The following is an 18055-nucleotide window of genomic DNA, read 5'->3' as shown; positions in this document are numbered from 1 at the left end:
GAATGCCAGTTTAATAAATCCCTGGATGGCCAAATCTTTTGGCAAGTTTATTGCTGCCGAGCACCAGGATGATCCCCACGACCGATTTGAATAATCCTACTGCGGTACTGTAGCTGAATGCCCCTTGCGTAATCCCTACCGTATAGACATAGGTATCAAATACATCGGCCACGTCCCGGTTAAGCGAATTGGTCATTAGATAAATCTGTTCGAATCCCGTATCCAAAAAGTTCCCCAGTCTAAGGATTAGCAAAATGACAATGGTTGTGCGAATCGCCGGCAGCGTAATGTGCCACATGCGTCGCAATCGTCCCGCACCATCCACAATAGAGGCTTCATACTGCTCGGTGTCCACGCCTGCGAGTGCGGCCAGGAAGATGATTGTTCCCCAGCCCATCTCCTTCCACATCATCTGAATGATAATCAGTGGACGAAATGAACCCGGACTGGATAATACATCAATTGGCTTTCCATTTATCCAGGCAATCAGGTCGTACAGTACCCCGCCTAGAGGGGTCAGGAAGACGTAAGTGATACTGGCGATAATCACCATGGACACGAAATGGGGTACATACACCAACGTTTGAATCGTTCTTTTGAAGAACGCGACCCTGATTTCATTTAATAAAAGGGCAATAATGATCGGTGCCGGGAAAAAGAATATGAGATCATATATGGCAAGAACCAGCGTGTTACGCAGCAACCGGAAAAAGTCCGGGTTTGAGAAAAAGGTCGTAAAGTTCTCCATGCCCACCCATTCACTGTTCTTGATACCGAGAAAAGGCTGATAGTCCTGAAAGGCAATGACGATTCCCCACATGGGCAAATATTTAAAGATAACAAAGTACAGAAATCCGGGAAGCACAAGCACGTACAGCCATTTGTTGCGCTTGATCTGCCTCTTCCAGTTGGACTCTCGCTTCATCGGCATCGTGGTCATATCCGCCTGGCCTGCAGCTGCAGTATTTCCATTCCATTCGGTCTTCCCGTTCATAATCTCTCCCCTCCCTCATTTATGTAAGCGTTATCAATCGAGCTTGTAATTCAGACTATACAGAGCCCCCTTTTCCGGCAACCTTCATTTTTTGCTCACGACTGTGCGAGGCCACAAAGCCCGCTATGACGCCACTTTCGCTTCAATTTGGACATTTTGCATAATACCCCATTGCACATTTTTGCAGCCTTATCCTTCTTTGTTTCCATCCTTCTCCACAAGAAAAACCGGAATCCGATGGTTCGGATCCCGGTTAGACAGCAAGGTGGTACACAGATCATTTGCCAAACCACTGATCCCGATACTGGCTTGGCGTTACTCCCTCCTGTTTTTTGAAGATGCGATTAAAATAGCTGTGCTGATAACCAACCGCAGCTGCGATGTCATTAATTTTCATCGTTGTCTCCCGCAGCAGCTGTTTGGCTGCCTCCATTCGGACCTTTGTCAAATAATCAATAAAGTTCATGCCCGATACTTGCTTGAAGGCTTTGCTGAGCGCATAGGGTGTCATCTGTTCTGCATCTGCACAGCCTTCCAGTGAGATTTCGTTACGATAATGCTCATCCATATACAGCATCGTCCGTTCCACCACCTGTTTCAGCGGCTCCTGCGATCGCAGCTCGATTTCCTGTATATAGGGCAGCAGTACCTTACTCATCATCCACTGCTTCATCTGTGCAGGTTCGCGGATTGCAGACAATCGCTCGTACATATTGCAGCCTCCGAACAGCTTATAAGGTGTTACTCCCGTCTGCAGCATCATATGCTGAACACTTCCGAGCAGCTGCAGCATCATCTGCTGCACCTGAAACTCCGTACTGCCCGTCCGGGCGATTTCGCCCATAAACTGTTCCAGCACCCGATCCGCTTCCTCCTGCTTGCCGAGCCTGATTGCCTGAATCATCTCACGTTCCAAGCCCAGCGGATAAGTCGCTTCTTCCGCTCTGCGAAAACACTGCTCATCTTCAAGATCGAGTATCTGACTCCCTTCCTCAATGCTGCGATAAGCAACCGCCTGTTCCATCTCAACAAAGATGCCGGGCAGCTCATGCAAGGAATCTGTGGAGTGACTGATCATGACCGTGACATTCATTTTGAGCGTCTTCCCGATAACCTCTACCAGCTCCTGACCCCAGAGCAATGCCTGCGGCTTGAGCTGTTCATCCTTCGGTGCAATGACAAGCATGGCTGATGAGAGGTCATGAAAGTTCATCATACTGACTTGGTTAAAATAGCTTTTGGCCACCTCTTCAATGATGTTTACAGCTGCAAAGGTCACCAGGCCGGTATCCTGGCTTCCAAATCGTCCCTGCAGCCGGGCATAACCCGTAAAATACATTTGCAGCAGCAAAAACTGCTGGCCCTCCACTTCGAATCCGAGATTCTTCATGCGCTTCTGGAGGTCTTCCTCGTTGTAGGCATATAAGTGTCCTTGAACCAGCTGCAGTACAAAGCTGTCACGCAAATGAGGCAGCTGCTCCTGCAGTTGACGGTGTGCGGTAAGACTCCGGGAAGTCAGCTCATTCCACTGCTGTTCCAGCAGCTGGAATTCGTCCAGCCTCGGATTGGCTTGAGCCTCATGTTTGCCTGGTGTCAGGAGATGGAGCATTCTCGCCACAGGGGAGTAAATCCGCCGTGAAGCCAGCCAGGATAACATGAGCCCCAGCAGCAGGCTGCCTGCGCTCGCAATGACAATAATTTTGGATACCAGCTTCACCGGTGATGTCACAGATGTCAGCGGTGCAGCGGAGACATACGTCCATTCGGAATCAATTCGGCTTAAGGAGCCGTAGGATACGGAGTAGGTCTGATCTTCATATTTGAACAAGAAAGATGTGCTGTCCGCATGCTGTGCAACCTCTTCCTTCAGCTGCTGTTCAAAGGCGGAATTCTGCTGGCCCCCTCCCGGATTACCGGTGACCAGCGTATGGCCTTCCTGATCCATAAGAAAGGTTAAGCCTTCATCATAAGGAGTAAGCGTTTTCAATAAACTGGCGACTTTCTCGTTGTCCAGGGTAATGATGAGTGCACCGAACGGGTTATTATGTTCGCCCGGGATTTTATGTACCAGAACCAGCGCGTTGCCTGCATCCGTATGCAGCAAACTGCTGTTCATGGCAGCTGCTGGTTCAATGCTTGGGTTGGATACCCAGTCTGTCCAGTACACATGATTGCCCATGGCTAGGTAACGGTCATAGGCTTTTATTTTCGCATCATCTAATAATTCGTTATACTCCCGGTTAAACAGGATTGGCTTCGGTTCCTGCAAATACAGCTGTGCAGACTTAATTAGGGGATGTGACCCTTCCAGTACATATAATGTGGTGACGATCTCCTGCGTTTCATTAAAATAATAGACAAAGTCCAGCGTTCGCAGTGCATTGCCAAACCTTGGTTCAAAGGCCCAATGTGACAGGGTCATCTCCAGGTAAGCCAGCTGGTCGTCCACATTGCGTGCCCGATTCTCGATCTGGCTTTGATGCATGCGGTTGAATTCATTTTCCATTCTGCCAACAACCAGCTGGTACATCACGATACCTGTAATCAGTCCGGGGATGCTAGCAATGAGCAAAATAATCATCAGGCTGTTCCGGTAAAAACGTCCTTTATGGCGTCCGGGAGTAAACCTAGGTAAACGTACCAATCGACCTGGCGGTCTCTCTCTTTTAGTCGTTTCCATCATCATTCACCTGCCTGCTTGCATGTGTTCTGACTATCATGGGAACTTCCCCAACTCCCCTGCTGAGAAAATATGGATGAAATCCGTTTCCTGTATTATACTCACAATTTCCGGCGGAATGGAACGGTACACAGCTGATCATTTTTTAACCAATGTTTTATTAAGATGCCAAAATGGATTACAATAGGATAAAGCAAAACATGAAGGAGGCTTTTTTAATGAAAGAACAGGCTTATTTTCAGGAAAATAGAGAAAAACATCTGGCAGAACTGAATGAATGGCTGTCCATTCCCAGCATTTCGGCCATTTCGGCTCATAAAGAGGATATTAACCGTGCTGCACAATGGGCTGCAGATGCACTGACACGTGCAGGCATGGAAAATGTTGAGGTTATTCAAACCGCTGGACATCCCATTGTTTATGCAGACCACCTGCATGCACCTGGCAAACCAACAGCACTGATCTATGGACACTATGACGTGCAACCTGTCGATCCGCTTAACCTGTGGGAAACGCCTCCCTTCGAACCTACTGTTCGGGACGGAAAACTGTTCGCACGTGGGGCGACAGATGACAAAGGACAAATCTTCTTACATATTAAAGCCGTAGAAGCCCTGCTCGCTGAAAACAAGGAACTTCCGGTTAACGTGAAATTCTGCATCGAAGGCGAAGAGGAAATCTCCAGCCCGAACCTGCCGATCTACCTGAATGACAATACGGACAAGCTTCGTGCAGACATGGTATTGATCTCGGATACTTCCCTGCTCGAAAAAGGGAAACCAGCGATCTCCACAGGCCTGCGCGGTCTCTGCTCGCTCGAGGTAGATCTGAATACGGCCAACACCGACCTGCACTCCGGCTCCTTCGGCGGTGGTGTACCGAACGCACTGCATGCGCTCGTATCCCTGCTCGCTTCGCTGCATGATGAGCAAGGCCGCGTGAGCGTGGATGGTTTCTATGATGGCGTTCTCCCCCTCTCTCCGGAAATGCGAGAAGAGTTCGTGAAGCAAGGCTTCAATGAAGAGCAGCTTCGCCAGGATCTTGGACTGGAGCAACTGTACGGTGAAGAAGGTTACTCGTTCGTGGAACGTGTTGGCGCACGTCCAACACTGGAGCTGAACGGTGTATGGGGCGGCTTCCAGGGTGAAGGTACCAAAACTGTCATTCCAAAAGAAGCTCATGCCAAAATCACATGCCGCCTTGTTGCTGACCAAGACCCACAACAGGTGCTGGATCGCATTGAAGCACACCTGCGTGCACATGTACAGCCAGGTGCAACGCTGCATGTGAAACAAATCGAGAAAGCCTTTGCGTTCAATACCGATCCGACCGATCCAATCCTGCAAAAAGCGGCTGACGCTTATGAGCAGGTGTATGGCGTTCGTGCCCTGTTTACCAAAGATGGCGGCTCCATCCCGATCGTTGAGAAGCTCTCCCGTGTACTCGGCGTACCTGCCGTGATGATGGGCTTTGGTTTGCCGGATGAGAACCTGCATGCACCGAATGAACACTTCAACCTGGAGAACTTTGATAAAGGGTTGTTGACGATTGTACAATTTTTGAAGAGCTTGTAAAGTTAAAAAACTCGTTACACGAGGACACTACGCTGGGAGAACAAGCTTCCGATCGCTGTTATCCCCGGATTTCTTTGATTCCCTTTGTTAAAGGGAGAAATCCCGGTGATAAACGCGAACGCTCCGCTTCTTCAGCTTTTTTCTCCCCGCTCCGTTAGTCGTGTAAATAGTTACCCAACTTAAGTATAGATAGAGAAATATCAAATAAAAGCGATAGCCCTAGCGGCTGTCGCTTTTATTTGAGTCGATTTCGTTCCCTACACTACTTTTCAGCAGTTCCCAAAACTTATTTTACGATTGAGGCTGTCTTTACATGTGGATAGAGGTTAAGTGCAATCAAAAAGAGTGTCCCGTTTGATTTATAACGGGACACTCTTTTTGTCGTGAGAATTAGTAGCACTAGGTATAGAAGTTAATGTTTAATCAGACAGTAGACCATTTAACGAACCGAGCCAGCGTTATTATGCTGATTAGGTTGGTTTAACGACTCAGAGACGTGTTATTACATGCTGTAGACGTATCTCGAGTAGGAAAACGTTGTGTTAACGTGACTGGAGTTCGTTATCTTTGGCAGACTGTATGGAGCCTTGCGATAAGGTGGTATGGTTTCGTTAGGGTTGATCGAATACAAAAGCGAGACTCCCTTCGGGTAAGTCTCGCTTAGTTGATATTTCTATGTTCTAAACGTAGTAAATCTTAGCATGTGCACCAACTGCATCAGATGGGTAATCTCCTGCTGAACGTTGGACGTATCCGTGCCCGCCATCGCCTGATTGGCCCGCAGTGTTCTACGGGTATTCAGCATGCCATCGATCAATTTCATGACAGTGTTTCGTCCACGATGATCGACAATCATATATTTTTTGCGTGCATCCAGCTCTACCCATACAATATTGCGGAATGAGTTAAACAGGTGTCTGCGGTACTGCTCCATATCGGCTTCATTGTAATGCTCACCATAAAAGGCATAATATCCGTGCACGTGCAGTTTTTCCGCCAGCTCTGTGAGGAATGGATCGAACTCGAGCATAGCGTTACGTTCCATGTTTCACGCCTCCGTTATGCGTGATCCGCAGATCCCGTCTATTTTTGAGACTATTTTAACATATTACTCACCCGATTGCCTCTCCAGCGGAAAACCGTCATGCTTCTGTCTTACTCCTGATGATAAAGTTCTGTACCCTCACCCACTACCTTAACCGCCAATCATTCTGCCTTTAACCCATACACCCTCAATACCCAATTCCTGGTTAAGCAAAACGATATCTGCCTGTTTCCCTGCAGCCAGGGAACCGGTGCGATGGTCGATTCCGAGCAGGCGTGCCGGGGTGAGACTGGCTGCGCGAGATGCAGCGTTCAGGCTCATGCCTACGTCCTGTACCAGATAGCGGAAGCCACGAATCATCGTCAGGGTGCTTCCCGCTAATGCGCCGCCGTCCTTTAATCGGGCTACGCCCTCCTTCACGATCACGGGCAGGTCGCCGATTTTGTATTCCCCGTCTTCCAGTCCGGCAGCGGACATGGCGTCTGTGATCAGCACAAGCTGATCGGCAGACTGCTTGAGCTGAGCCAGGATGGAGATCGCTGCAGGGTGCACATGAATGCCATCAGCAATGACTTCAGCGCTGATTCTTGGATCACTCAGTACGGCTCCCGCGGCTCCGGGATTACGATGATGCAGCGGAGTCATTGCATTGTACGTATGTACCGCGTGATGCAGCCCGGCTTCAACCGCTCGCTCCACCTCTTCGTAGGTCGCATCCGTGTGACCGAGCGCTGCAGTAATCCGCTGCTGACGCAGCCATGCAATAACTTCAAGTGCCCCTTCCCGTTCCGGCGCCAGCGTAACTTGGCGAATCAGGCCGGGATACTCTTTTTCCCATTCGGCGAGCCATGATACATTGGGCAGTACAATATGGTCCGGATTTTGTGCACCAGGCCATTTTGGACTAAAAAACGGCCCTTCCAGATGCACGCCCTCAAGCTGGGCGTATGGCATGGACTTGGAACGATAACGGTCCACTTCAGCGAGCACCTCATCCAGTCTGTCCTTCGGAGCAGTCATGGACGTTGCAAGCATGGCAGTGGTACCCTGCGTACTGTGAAAGGAAGTAATCTTGTCCAACACTTCTTGGCTTGCATCCATGAAATCTTCTCCATAACCACCGTGGACATGGATATCAATGAACCCGGGGACGATAACGCCCCCAGCGGGTACAGGCACAGGAACCGCCTGATCACGGATGGATGCCGGCAGACCTTCCGGTGACCCGGCGTATATGATTCTCCCAGCGGTCCAGGCGAGCAGGCCATCCTGCGCCAGACCTTCAGGCAGCACCATTTTACCGCGAAGAAGATAAATGGGGCTGCCGCTCTCTTTGTTGGAGTGGGCCATGTCAGTTCCTTTCATTTTACCAACCTCCCGGCAGCACGATCCAGCAGTACAACCACATTCGGATGGCATTGCAGCAAGGACGCAGGACACTGGGTTGTGATCGGCCCCATGAAGGCTTCGCGAATGATTTCGGCCTTTTCCTCACCGCGGGCGATCAGCAAAATTTGTTTGGCTTTCAGAATCGTACCTACCCCCATCGTTATGGCCTGAGCAGGGACTTCATCAATACTTGCAAAAAAACGGGCATTGGCCTTGCGGGTCTCTTCTTTCAGATCCACCACATGCGTGCGTCCGGTCAGTTCATTCCCCGGTTCGTTAAAGCCAATATGACCATTGTGTCCAATACCCAGCAGCTGCAGGTCTACAGGTCCCAGGTCATCCAGCCGCTGTTCATACAAGGCACATTCCTGGTCCAGATCTGTTGCTTGCCCGTTCGGTACATGCGTTTTGGCCAGATCCATATCAATATGATGAAAGAGCTGCTCATTCATGAAGCTGCGATAGCTCTCCTGATGCTCCACCGGAAGCCCGACATACTCATCCAGATTGAAGGAAGAAGCCTGCGCGAAGCTCACCAGCCCTTTCTGGTACAAGTTAATGAGCTGTTTATAAATGCCCACCGGAGAACTTCCCGTTGCGAGTCCGAGCACAGCCCGTGGTTTCGTTTGCAGCAAGCTGGCAATCAGGCCAGCACCTGTAGCATTCAGGTCTTCTTCATTTTCAAAAATACGAATGTTCATCTCACGCACCTCCATGTTGTTGAACTCGATAGGACTGCACATTGTGATACGATTGTTCCAGTTTGGGGATAAAGCGGTCGAAATCGGCACTCATCATGCCTGTGAACAAAATATCAATGACATGCAGCAGCGCAATCCGGGAAGCCATATCTCCCCGTCTCATACCCTCTTCCAGTGAAGACGTAAATAGCGGAATATCGGATACTCCGGCGAGCTTGTTGTTCCCGTAGGAAGTAAGTGAGATCGTTGCAGCTCCCGCCTGTTTGGCGCAATGCAGAGCATCAATGGTCTCAGGCGTTTCACCCGAGTAGGATACGGCCATGGCCACATCTCCTTCACTTAGCGAGGAAGCTGACGTAATCTGCATATGTGAATCCGAAAAGGCCGTACAGCTTTTGCCGATTCGCACGAGTTTCTGATAGAAATCCTGCGTCACGATGGATGAGGTCGCCACACCGTACAGGTCAATGCGACGGGCTTGGCATAATAGCTGAACCGCATGCTCCAATCTGCCCAAATCCAGCAGACGGGTGGTATCCGCAATGGAGGCAAGGTGGTTGGCCTCGATGGCCTCCACAATTTTGGACAACGGATTGCCTGCCACGATATCCTGATACGCCGTTTTGTCCGTTGAATGAGACAGCTCTGCGGCGAGCTTCATTTTAAAATCCGGGAAGCCCTTGAAGTGAAAGGACTTACAGAAACGAGTGACCGTTGCCGGACTGGTACCGCTTTGTTCAGCAAGGTAATTAATCGTCCAGCCGGGGATATCCGACGGAGATTGCAAGATAACCTCTGCAATTCGCCGTTCCTGTGATGGAAGTCCATCCAGCTCTTGCTGTAAGGCATGTATGATGGCTGCCATGAGTATACTCCTCTGAAAATAATTTTTATATTTTTATAATAAATAAAGAAAATAATTTTTATAGCTTCATTTTAATCAAGCTTCATCTGCAAATCAAGGGAATTTACTCCATCTTCAAAATGAAAGTTTACATCATCGCTTCTTGAAGCAGACAAGACGTAAGGCTTATAGTAATGATGAATGCAGTCTATCGATCAACGAAGGAGCACCACCAAGTGAATCAACGACAAAAACAAAAAATCATCCCTTCCTCCTGGGTTATTGCTGTCAAGCAAAGCGGTGGTCGGGACTATTATGCCCTGTATGCAATCGACTGGAAACGTGGCGGAAGAATGAGCTGGGAAGGATGGCACCGCCTGGAGGATTTGTTGCAGTTTCATATTCCGGTCAGGCGAAAAGCGGGAAGTCGGAAGTCTGCTTCGCAACCAGCTGCCAAAATCGCCAAAAAGGCACTCTATCTGCATCTGGATGAGGCCCGGTGCGAGGCGTTGGAGCAGCTCTTTTATCAGCCTTTTTCGAAGAGCTCATGGAGATTGTTTATTCGAGAAAACAGCCTTAGGTAGGAGGATCATTTCTTTTTCAGGTTATAACAAAAAAAGCCTCTCCCTAATCCGATGAAGAACAGGGAAAGACTCTGAAAGAACCCAAATATACTGCAGTCCATTCCGTTAACTCATCTTATACATTGTGTGGCAAGGCTATTTTGTCTCCAATCGATAAACTACTCCAGACCATCATACCGCTTCAAAAACTCACTGGCCAGGCTACTTTCTGTCATCAATACAACCGATTGATTTTCCAGTTCTTCAGCCTGATCATCATCGGTCATGGATATGAAGAACGTAATGTCTGCCTTGGATTGTCCGTAACGGGCAAAAACTTCATCAGGTGTTTCATTCACGACCTTGGCAATAATCTGTATCATCTCATCCTTATAATGCTGAACCTCTTCCGCAGCATACAACAATCGGCTGATATGGTTGAAATGCGTATCTTCGCCATACTGATACTCTGAGCAGCCCCATCGATAGTAGATTTCGTCCTGCTCACTGTCACAAAGCCCTTCTTCTTTCATCCTGGCAATATGTCTCGCAAGCGATTCCTCCGTATTAGCCGCCATAAACAGGGTGATCCAGTCACTGTCTGTTCCAAACGCACAAGCATATACTTTTTCATGCTGCATCTCTTGCAGCGTTTGCTCCAGATCGGGAAGAAAGCCGGCTCTGAACTTGTCCTCAAATTCATTTAAGAAGTGATCCATTTTTCTTTCCTCTCATTTCTTATGTAGTCATGCTCTATAAGCTTATTATGGTTGATTTTAACAATTGCGGCAACTGCTATCACTCTTTACTATTCACCTTTATGATCGGCTACCCCGTCTAAAAAGCAAAAAAGCCTTGCCCCATTCTTCATCGTAGGAGAATAGAGAAAGGCTTTCATGCTGCTTCGACATCTTAACTGTTATTCGCAACTAAATCTTCAGTTCTCCGAGCTTAATCAGCTCTACAACTGCTTGCGAACGACCCTTAACATTGAGTTTCTGCATCACATTCGAAATATGGTTACGCACCGTTTTCTCGCTGATGAATAACTGCCCTGCGATGTCACGCGTCGTTTTGTCCTGAACCAGCAATTCGAATACTTCGCGTTCACGGTGGGTCAACAAAAATTTGCTTTTATGATCGATACCCTTCAATGTTCACCCCTCCTTGCTCGGGTTGTGTTGGTGTAACAAGGTTAAGGGGATACAGTCAACTCATCTTATGTAAGGTCAAGGGCGATGGTTCAGTTTTATGAAAAAAATGGGCTGTCATTTGTTGATCCTTCGTAATTGAGGATACACACTGTTATGTAGTTCTGCTTTTTCGTAGATGCTGGGATAAAAAATATGCCTTTGCCACTGATGTATTCATCCGCGCAAAGGCATATTTGTTGAGCTGTTTTTACCGATGATTAGGATGCATAATGCCATCATTATTGTTGTTGCGGTTTAACACGCCATCACCAAGAATACCATCACGGCGCTGATTCATGGCGTTGGTGGGGAAGATGCGTTCAACCATCGATTGAAACGTATCAATCATGCCGCTAACGGGTTTGCCGTTACGAATGTCCTTCGCATAGGACTCCACATGCTCGACAAATTCCGGATTGGCCGATACATAGACATTCTCTACATTCGGTGCAAATTGCTTGATTTTGGCTGCAACTTTGCCTTTGATCTCTTCAGACGTGTTGTCATCCGAGCTGTCCTGGCGTTGTCCTACGCCTTGTCCTTCACTTTGCATTCCATAATGGCCATCACTCATCGTACGTTCTCTGCCCGTGTTCGTGAGCCCGCGCATCATGCCGAATGATCCGGTACCCATTGTTCCGTAAATGCTGCGGTCGTTCCCCATATGGCTGCGGTCTGTAGCCGAACCGGTGTTCAATCCTGGCGCAATACCACTGGTCGTGTACGGTGACATCGTTCCGTCGCCCGCATGAACGCGCATACCACCCAGATCCTGATTCATGCTCTCCGTTCGCATGGTTCCACTCGCACGATTCCGCAAAGTACCATTCATCGTGCTGTTATGGTTACCGTTACGATTCGATTGACTATCCATCTTGCCGGCATGACCGTCAGTTAAACGGACAGCAACATAAGCGTTACGGTCGGTTAACAGTACATTGGCCGACTTGATCTCTTTCATTTCGGTAATGCGTTTAGCCAGTTCGTCACTGGATTTCAGGTCAGTGACATTATGCATGCGATAACTCTTGGCACGAATGCCATCCATTCCATTGGTTTCCACACCATAACGGTTCAGGCCTCGAACTTCCTGACCCGCATTATTGGTTTGCAAATTGTTGTTATCCCGGCCATCACCGCACCCTGTCAGTCCGGCCATTACAAAAATTGCAGTAGACAATGATAAGCTGATTGCTTTCGCCTTTTTGGCTGCTGGCATGTCTCATCCTCCAATGTGTATGGTTTAGGTCACAAGGATAGGATGCGCTTCTGAAGTACCCGATATGCTGAAAGGATATGGAACCTGTCCTGCGCAACAAAAAAACAAAAAAGCGGCGCCAGCACGTTATGTGCGACACCGCTTTTTTTCCGAATGAACCTATGGATTTAGTTTATCTAACTGCGTATATCACATTTCCAAGACTACTCTGCTGATGAGGTTGAATCTTCACTTGCACTTCCTGCATCCGACGATGCGTCAGCTGCTTTCACCGTATCAGGAAATTTCTCCGCATCCTGCAAGGCATCCGCCTGTAGGGAATATGCCCATTGGCCATCTGGTGTTATCACGTAAATGATATCCGGTTCGGATGCAACGTTAAGCCCCCGATACACATCGGTTACATTCTCTCCATTTACCTTCTGCTCCACAGAAAGTGTGAATCGTGGCACAGCATCCTTGAGCTCGGAGGCTTTGCGAACGTCGTCCGCCGTGGAGAGATTTTTAATTTTGCCGATGAGAGATACGGCTTCCGTGGATTCAACCGTCTCACCATTTAGCGTCCATGTCCGCTCGGCCGCACCGCCTTCCGAAGCCGACTTCAGTACCCAGGTCGCTGCTTCTCCTTCCCAGTCCAGAGAAGCCACATTCGTATCATCGAGATTAAACGGTGTCGTATCGAGCAGATCATGCCTTGTCAGCTCCATATTGCTGATCGACTCCGACTTCACAGCAACAACAGGCCCGGAATTCACCTGAACATAACGGGCATCATCTGCCGGAAGCTGTCCGCCGATCTTTAATATGATGTCACGGCTGTCCTTGGTTTTGATATCCAAACGGGCAGCAGTCGAACCCAATCCATACTTCTCCAGATCGGTCGGTGTCTCTTCCACCACCAGTTCCTGTTCTGCTCCGCTTAGCGCATCAAGCCAGCTGCTGATGGTATAACCGTTAATCGGGTACGCCTTGGGTTCCACCATGCTCCATACGCCGTCTTTCAGCTCCAATTGGGCAGATAAAGAGGAAGAAGCCTCTTCGTCCGTCTGATCTGTACTCGGGTCATGAATGGTGATCGACTGGATATCATCAGACTGAATGCCAAGCAGTTGGACCTTGACCGCCTCTTCTTCGCGAAAATAATTCTGATTGGCCGCATAAATCCAGCCCACAATCAGTACCAATACGACCAGAATCGTCGGAATCCATTTCTTCATACGCGTCTGCGCCTCCACCATAAGAATACACCTATGATAACAAAGATAAGCGGGAAACCAACAATCGCAGCGAAAAAAATCGTTCTGGCCTGCTCACCATTCAGATAAGCCACTTCATAACCAGCCTGCACCCGCGGGCGAATGGTTAACCCGTCCTCTTTTTCACTTAAATAATTGACGGTATTCAAAATGAAGTCACGGTTGCCGCCATTCCCGATTTCCGAATCCTGCATGAAGATGGAAGATCCAAGGATCACGGCTTTCGGTTTGCCTTCAGTCGTATCTGCTGCATAACCGAGCTCGACAGGTCCCTGAATATCCTGATCCGGATCATTCGCTGTTTCGTTTTGCAGCAAGCCCTCAATATTCGTCTCGCCGTAACTATCATCCGAAGATTGAATCAGTGGCGACAGTGTATACTTCTCCTGTTCCTTGCTTGTCAGGGCAATCGACAGGGATAACATCGGATACAACTGACTTGCGGACAGTTTATCTGTAATGGCATGTGTACCGTATTCGGGTACAACCCATAGTGGTCCCATCGTGCTGGCCTGCTTGTTGTCCACCATCACGGCATGCTCATCAACCACTCCATAATCGGCCATGAGCTTGTCTATATTTTTCCAGCTGGATTTCATATCCTCCACAAAACCGAGGGACAACATCAGCTTGCCACCATTGCTCAGATAGGTTCGAATGGCTTTTAATTCAGTGTCGCTCAGATCACGCTGCGGGCCAATGATCGCGAGTACGTCCGCATCTTCGGGAACCGCTCCGGCCTGATTGAGCTGCAGTTCTTCTGTTGTAATGTTGTTTTGCTCCAGGGACGAACGAAGCGTGGTCAACTGATCCAGACCAAGTTCCTCATGCCCTGTCAGAAATACCATTTTCTTCTTTTCGGTGGAAGAGAGATTCATCAGAGCCTGCGTTAATTTTTCCTCCCCCGTGAACTGGTATGACCCATCACTGCCATCCCCTACTCCTGTAAACAGACTGGCGATATCAATAACTTTATATTGATCCCCCTGCTCCAGGACGATGGAACTGCCTGTGATGCCGTATTTGGAGGCCAACGTCGGTTCCTGTGTCAGGTTATACTGTTCCATCTTGAGCTTACTGTTTCGTTTGGTATACTCCTGAACCATGTCCATTACTTCGCGATTCAAGACGGTATTGTTGGCATTCTCCACCGTTAATACCTTAATGCTAACGTCATCCTTTACATTTTTGATCGCGGTCAGTGACTGGTCCGATAAGGTGTATTGTTTGTTTGCCGTCAGATCCAGCTGGAATCCGCCAAGCGAATTCAAAAACAGCGTAAGCAAAATAAAAATGCCGATGACCGCTACAGACAGCACCGTACTATTCGTATGACTCAACCATTTTTTCATCTTCTCACCTCCACCGCTTCCGTTCCACGATTTGAATACTCAGTAGCAGAAATACGCCCGATAGCGTCACATAATACAAGATATCCGGTCCACTGAGCACACCCTTCGTGAAGCTGTCAAAACGGTTCGTCAGCGCAAATGGATCAAGCCATTTCTGCAGCGCAGAACCGATATTGCCTGCGAATGAATCAAGCATCCACAATACGAGCAAAATAATAAAACCGGCCACCGCAGACACCATCTGATGCTGAGATAATGTAGAAGCAAATAATCCGATCGCCATCATGCTGCCGCCCAGGAAGAAGAGTCCCAGCGCCGACAGCCAAACCGAGGTCAGATCCAACGTTCCAAAGAACGACATAATGAACGGATAGACCAGACTGCACAGAATGAGCACGATCAGAATGGCCAGAGAGGCCAGATACTTCCCAAATATGACTTCCGTTACCCGAGCCGGGGAGGTCAGCAGCAGCTCATCTGTACCCTGCCTGAATTCCTCAGCAACCAGTCTCATGGTCAATAAAGGCACCACAAACAGCAGCATGGATAAGGTATCACCGAGCACTAGGCGATAATCCACAATACTGGGCTGGTAATACACGAAGCTGGAGTAAAACAATAAACTTGTCATCAGCACATAGACCGCAAAGGCGAAATAGGATGTGGGTGACAAAAAATACGCCTGAAGTTCCTTATTGCAAATAGCCATCATTCGTCTCATTTGGATTCCTCCTCTGTTGGCGAATCCGCAGAGTCTTCACGAGCCGGGTCAGGCGTATCTTCAACCGGTGACTCATTGTCTGCTTCCGTTGTAGTCAGCTTCAGGAAGATCTGCTCCAGACTGAGATTTTCCTTCTTCATTTCCAGGATCGGCAGTCCCGCTCCGGATAAAAGATAAAACAGCTCTTCCCGGAAGTCCTCGGGTGAATCTCCGGTAAGCAGCATTTTAACCGTTCCCTGCTGATCTGTGCCGCCATTTCCGTCCGAGGGTTGAATAACTTCCCTCCTCACCTTCTCCCAAGGTGTCAGCAAATGATGCAGCTGCTGCTCTGTCGCTTTGACTTCAATGGATACCTTGAACTGATCTCCCATTGAAGAACCAAAGTGCTGTGGTGAACCGTCAAGTACGAGCTGTCCCTGATTAATAATCAACATCCGGTTACATAGCGTGCTGACTTCAGGCAGAATATGCGTACTGAGCAGCACCGTATGATTTTCGCCGAGCTCCCGGATCAGATCACGAATCTCCATAATCTGATTCGGGTCCAGCCCTGATGTAGGTTCATCAAGGACGAGCAGATCAGGCTTGTGGATAATGGCTCCCGCCAGTCCCAGTCGCTGTTTATAACCTTTGGATAGTCCACGCACCAGTTGTTTCTCCCGCTCCTGAAGCCCCAGCCTGCTGACCATCTCACTGACCCGCAGTTTAATCTCGCGTGCCGGAACATCCCTCAGGTTCGCGACGAATTTCAAATAGGACTGCACTGTCATGTCCGGATATAGCGGCGGTGTTTCCGGAAGATAACCGATTTTGGAACGAACAGCTCTGCCCTGATCATGCACAGATTGTCCATCAACCACAATCGACCCGGCGGTGGGCTGCAGGTAACCGGTGATCATGCGCATCGTTGTCGTTTTGCCGGCACCATTGGGCCCGAGAAAACCAACAATCTCACCGCGCTCCATTGTGAAATCCAGTTGATGCACGCCGCGCCGTCCATCATACACTTTGCTGACCTGTTTCACTTCGAGCACATTATTCATCCTTTCCCGTTAAAATACCCGTGTACCATCAAGCAATCCAGATGGTCTACACGGGAAGTTCCTTGTATCTTACGGGGTCTATCCTAAACCCAGCTTAATGACACTTAAAAGAAAGATTAAAAAAATATGTCCAAAATGTGAACAACTTGGGTTTCACCCACACCCTGTGCCTTGGGGATACGTACCATACAGTACAGGAGTCAGCATTTTGCATCATTCGATTCCACTCGCTCCAAGGGACAATATTATAGACGAATAGGACCATTTCGATCTATATATTGAGGATTGGAAGTCGCTATTGGATTGATGCAAAATGCTCAGGAGTATGAGTTCCTGCACAAAAGTCAGAGGGTGAACCGTGTGAAAGTATTATTCACGTTTTTTGTACCAAGCGGTGGCGTGGATACCTTGAACCGCTTGCGGACAGCCGTTCTGCAACGTCATGGCATTGAAGCGCACCTATTGTACCTTTATACAGGATCGGGTTTGCAGAACAGCACCGGTACCCCGGTCTTCACCGCGTCCAATGATGAAGAAATACGTTTTTTGATTCACAGCCAGCGTTATGACGCCATTATTGTGACTTCGGATATTTCCATGCCTGGTCGATTGAGAGGACTCGGCTATACAGGACGAATTATTTTTGAAGCCCAGGGTCTCGGAACGAGAGATCAGGCACTGGAAACGATCCAGATGGCGATTCCTTACCTCCAGGCCCATTGTGACGCTGCCGTTTTACCGCCTACCGATCATTTGCTGGATATGTTTATTCATATCTGCCCTTGGCTGCACCGGTTTGTTATCCCCAATATGCTGGACACCGATACGTTTGCTCCAGTTCCCGTGGACACCCCACCCTACCCCGTTCTGGCTTGGGTCGGCCGGCTGGAACACAATAAAAACTGGCGAGAATACTTGAGCATCTCCAGCAAGATTATCCAAAAAATCCCCAAAGCCAGACTTTGGCTGTTTCATGATCCCAGCTTGGCCAATCCCGAAGACGAAGTGATGTTCCGTCATATGCTGGCTGAACATGGTTTAGAGGATCGCATCGGCATCTTTGTCAATGTTCCTCACTCCCAGATGCCTACGTTCTATTCCATGATTGCAGCTTCGGGAGGAATCATGCTCTCGACATCCCTTCTTGAAGGGTTTGGTTATGCGGTTGCTGAAGCCATCAGCTGCGGCTGCCCGGTACTCAGCACCGATTCAGATGGTGTACGTTCATTCATAACCCATAACAAGACAGGCAAATTCTATCCTCTGGGCAATGTAAATGCAGCAGCAGATGAAGGGATCGAACTCATGCGTAACCAAAAGTTGCGTAAATCTATCCGTGAACAGGGCAGAGAACATATGACAGCCTCTTTCTCTCCGGATCGGTACGCTATTTCCTTCCGGGAAATGATGACCGCTCTACGCATCTTCTCATGAGCAATGCAAAAAGGCAGTTCAGATATGTTCTGAACTGCCTCGGATTA

The 18055-nt window shown here is 48.7% G+C and carries 16 protein-coding genes; 3 read left to right on the top strand and 13 right to left on the bottom strand.

Annotated elements, in window-relative coordinates; all coding sequences use genetic code 11:
* Positions 1-10 precede the first annotated feature (10 nt).
* Both GUA98_RS21040 and GUA98_RS21035 read right to left on the bottom strand, forming a co-directional pair.
* A complete protein-coding gene (locus tag GUA98_RS21040; RefSeq protein WP_193724338.1) occupies positions 11-940 on the bottom strand; it encodes an ABC transporter permease in 930 nt (309 codons plus the stop codon).
* 331 nt (positions 941-1271) lie between these two features.
* Entirely contained in the window at positions 1272-3674 is a 2403-nt protein-coding gene (locus tag GUA98_RS21035; protein ID WP_193724291.1) for a helix-turn-helix domain-containing protein, read from the bottom strand.
* 218 nt (positions 3675-3892) lie between these two features.
* Here GUA98_RS21035 and GUA98_RS21030 point away from each other — a divergent pair, with 218 nt between their 5' ends.
* A complete protein-coding gene (locus GUA98_RS21030) occupies positions 3893-5248 on the top strand; it encodes a dipeptidase (protein ID WP_193724290.1) in 1356 nt (451 codons plus the stop codon).
* A gap of 673 nt (positions 5249-5921) precedes the next feature.
* On the opposite strand, the gene GUA98_RS21025 is transcribed toward GUA98_RS21030, so the two are convergent.
* The 4 genes from GUA98_RS21025 to GUA98_RS21010 form a co-directional block, all read right to left on the bottom strand.
* Positions 5922-6293, bottom strand: a complete 372-nt coding sequence (locus GUA98_RS21025) for a hypothetical protein (RefSeq protein ID WP_193724289.1) — start codon at positions 6291-6293, stop codon at positions 5922-5924.
* A 150-nt stretch (positions 6294-6443) separates the two neighbouring features.
* Positions 6444-7658: an N-acetylglucosamine-6-phosphate deacetylase gene (gene nagA, locus GUA98_RS21020; protein WP_415753045.1), complete on the bottom strand. Its 1215-nt coding sequence runs from the start codon at positions 7656-7658 to the stop codon at positions 6444-6446.
* The gene (nagB, locus tag GUA98_RS21015) at positions 7655-8383 is read right to left on the bottom strand and encodes a glucosamine-6-phosphate deaminase (RefSeq protein WP_193724288.1); all 729 of its coding nucleotides are present in this window, start codon (positions 8381-8383) and stop codon (positions 7655-7657) included. The genes nagA and nagB overlap by 4 nt, the downstream gene beginning before the upstream one ends.
* Position 8384: 1 nt before the next feature.
* Entirely contained in the window at positions 8385-9248 is an 864-nt protein-coding gene (locus GUA98_RS21010; protein ID WP_095361363.1) for a MurR/RpiR family transcriptional regulator, read from the bottom strand.
* Positions 9249-9463: 215 nt separating this feature from the next.
* On the opposite strand from GUA98_RS21010, the gene GUA98_RS21005 reads away from it, so the two are divergent.
* Positions 9464-9811, top strand: a complete 348-nt coding sequence (locus GUA98_RS21005) for a hypothetical protein (protein WP_193724287.1) — start codon at positions 9464-9466, stop codon at positions 9809-9811.
* Between the two features lie 158 nt (positions 9812-9969).
* Here the strand turns inward: GUA98_RS21005 and GUA98_RS21000 are convergent, their stop codons facing one another.
* The 7 genes from GUA98_RS21000 to GUA98_RS20970 form a co-directional block, all read right to left on the bottom strand.
* Positions 9970-10509: a DUF4303 domain-containing protein gene (locus tag GUA98_RS21000; RefSeq protein WP_193724286.1), complete on the bottom strand. Its 540-nt coding sequence runs from the start codon at positions 10507-10509 to the stop codon at positions 9970-9972.
* Between the two features lie 210 nt (positions 10510-10719).
* Entirely contained in the window at positions 10720-10944 is a 225-nt protein-coding gene (locus GUA98_RS20995; RefSeq protein WP_017692532.1) for a helix-turn-helix domain-containing protein, read from the bottom strand.
* Between the two features lie 247 nt (positions 10945-11191).
* A complete protein-coding gene (locus GUA98_RS20990; protein ID WP_153979816.1) occupies positions 11192-12202 on the bottom strand; it encodes a YhcN/YlaJ family sporulation lipoprotein in 1011 nt (336 codons plus the stop codon).
* 203 nt (positions 12203-12405) lie between these two features.
* Positions 12406-13419 carry a DUF4340 domain-containing protein gene (locus GUA98_RS20985; RefSeq protein WP_193724285.1) on the bottom strand — a complete coding sequence of 338 codons (1014 nt, stop codon included), beginning with the start codon at positions 13417-13419 and terminating at the stop codon, positions 12406-12408.
* Positions 13416-14810 carry a GldG family protein gene (locus tag GUA98_RS20980; protein ID WP_193724284.1) on the bottom strand — a complete coding sequence of 465 codons (1395 nt, stop codon included), beginning with the start codon at positions 14808-14810 and terminating at the stop codon, positions 13416-13418. Before GUA98_RS20980 ends, GUA98_RS20985 begins: the two co-directional genes overlap by 4 nt.
* A gap of 4 nt (positions 14811-14814) precedes the next feature.
* Positions 14815-15531 (bottom strand): ABC transporter permease subunit, encoded by a 717-nt coding sequence (locus GUA98_RS20975; protein ID WP_193724283.1) that lies wholly within the window; start codon positions 15529-15531, stop codon positions 14815-14817.
* Positions 15528-16574 (bottom strand): ATP-binding cassette domain-containing protein, encoded by a 1047-nt coding sequence (locus GUA98_RS20970; RefSeq protein ID WP_227779903.1) that lies wholly within the window; start codon positions 16572-16574, stop codon positions 15528-15530. Before GUA98_RS20970 ends, GUA98_RS20975 begins: the two co-directional genes overlap by 4 nt.
* Before the next feature lie 351 nt (positions 16575-16925).
* Here GUA98_RS20970 and GUA98_RS20965 point away from each other — a divergent pair, with 351 nt between their 5' ends.
* Positions 16926-18008: a glycosyltransferase family 4 protein gene (locus tag GUA98_RS20965; protein WP_321573901.1), complete on the top strand. Its 1083-nt coding sequence runs from the start codon at positions 16926-16928 to the stop codon at positions 18006-18008.
* Positions 18009-18055: the final 47 nt, after the last annotated feature.

Source organism: Paenibacillus sp. P13VS (genome assembly GCF_015143645.1).
Taxonomy (GTDB): Bacteria; Bacillota; Bacilli; order Paenibacillales; family Paenibacillaceae; genus Paenibacillus; species Paenibacillus xylanilyticus_A.
Note: the sequence above shows the minus strand (reverse complement) of the source record. Positions and strands in the feature narration are given on the sequence as shown.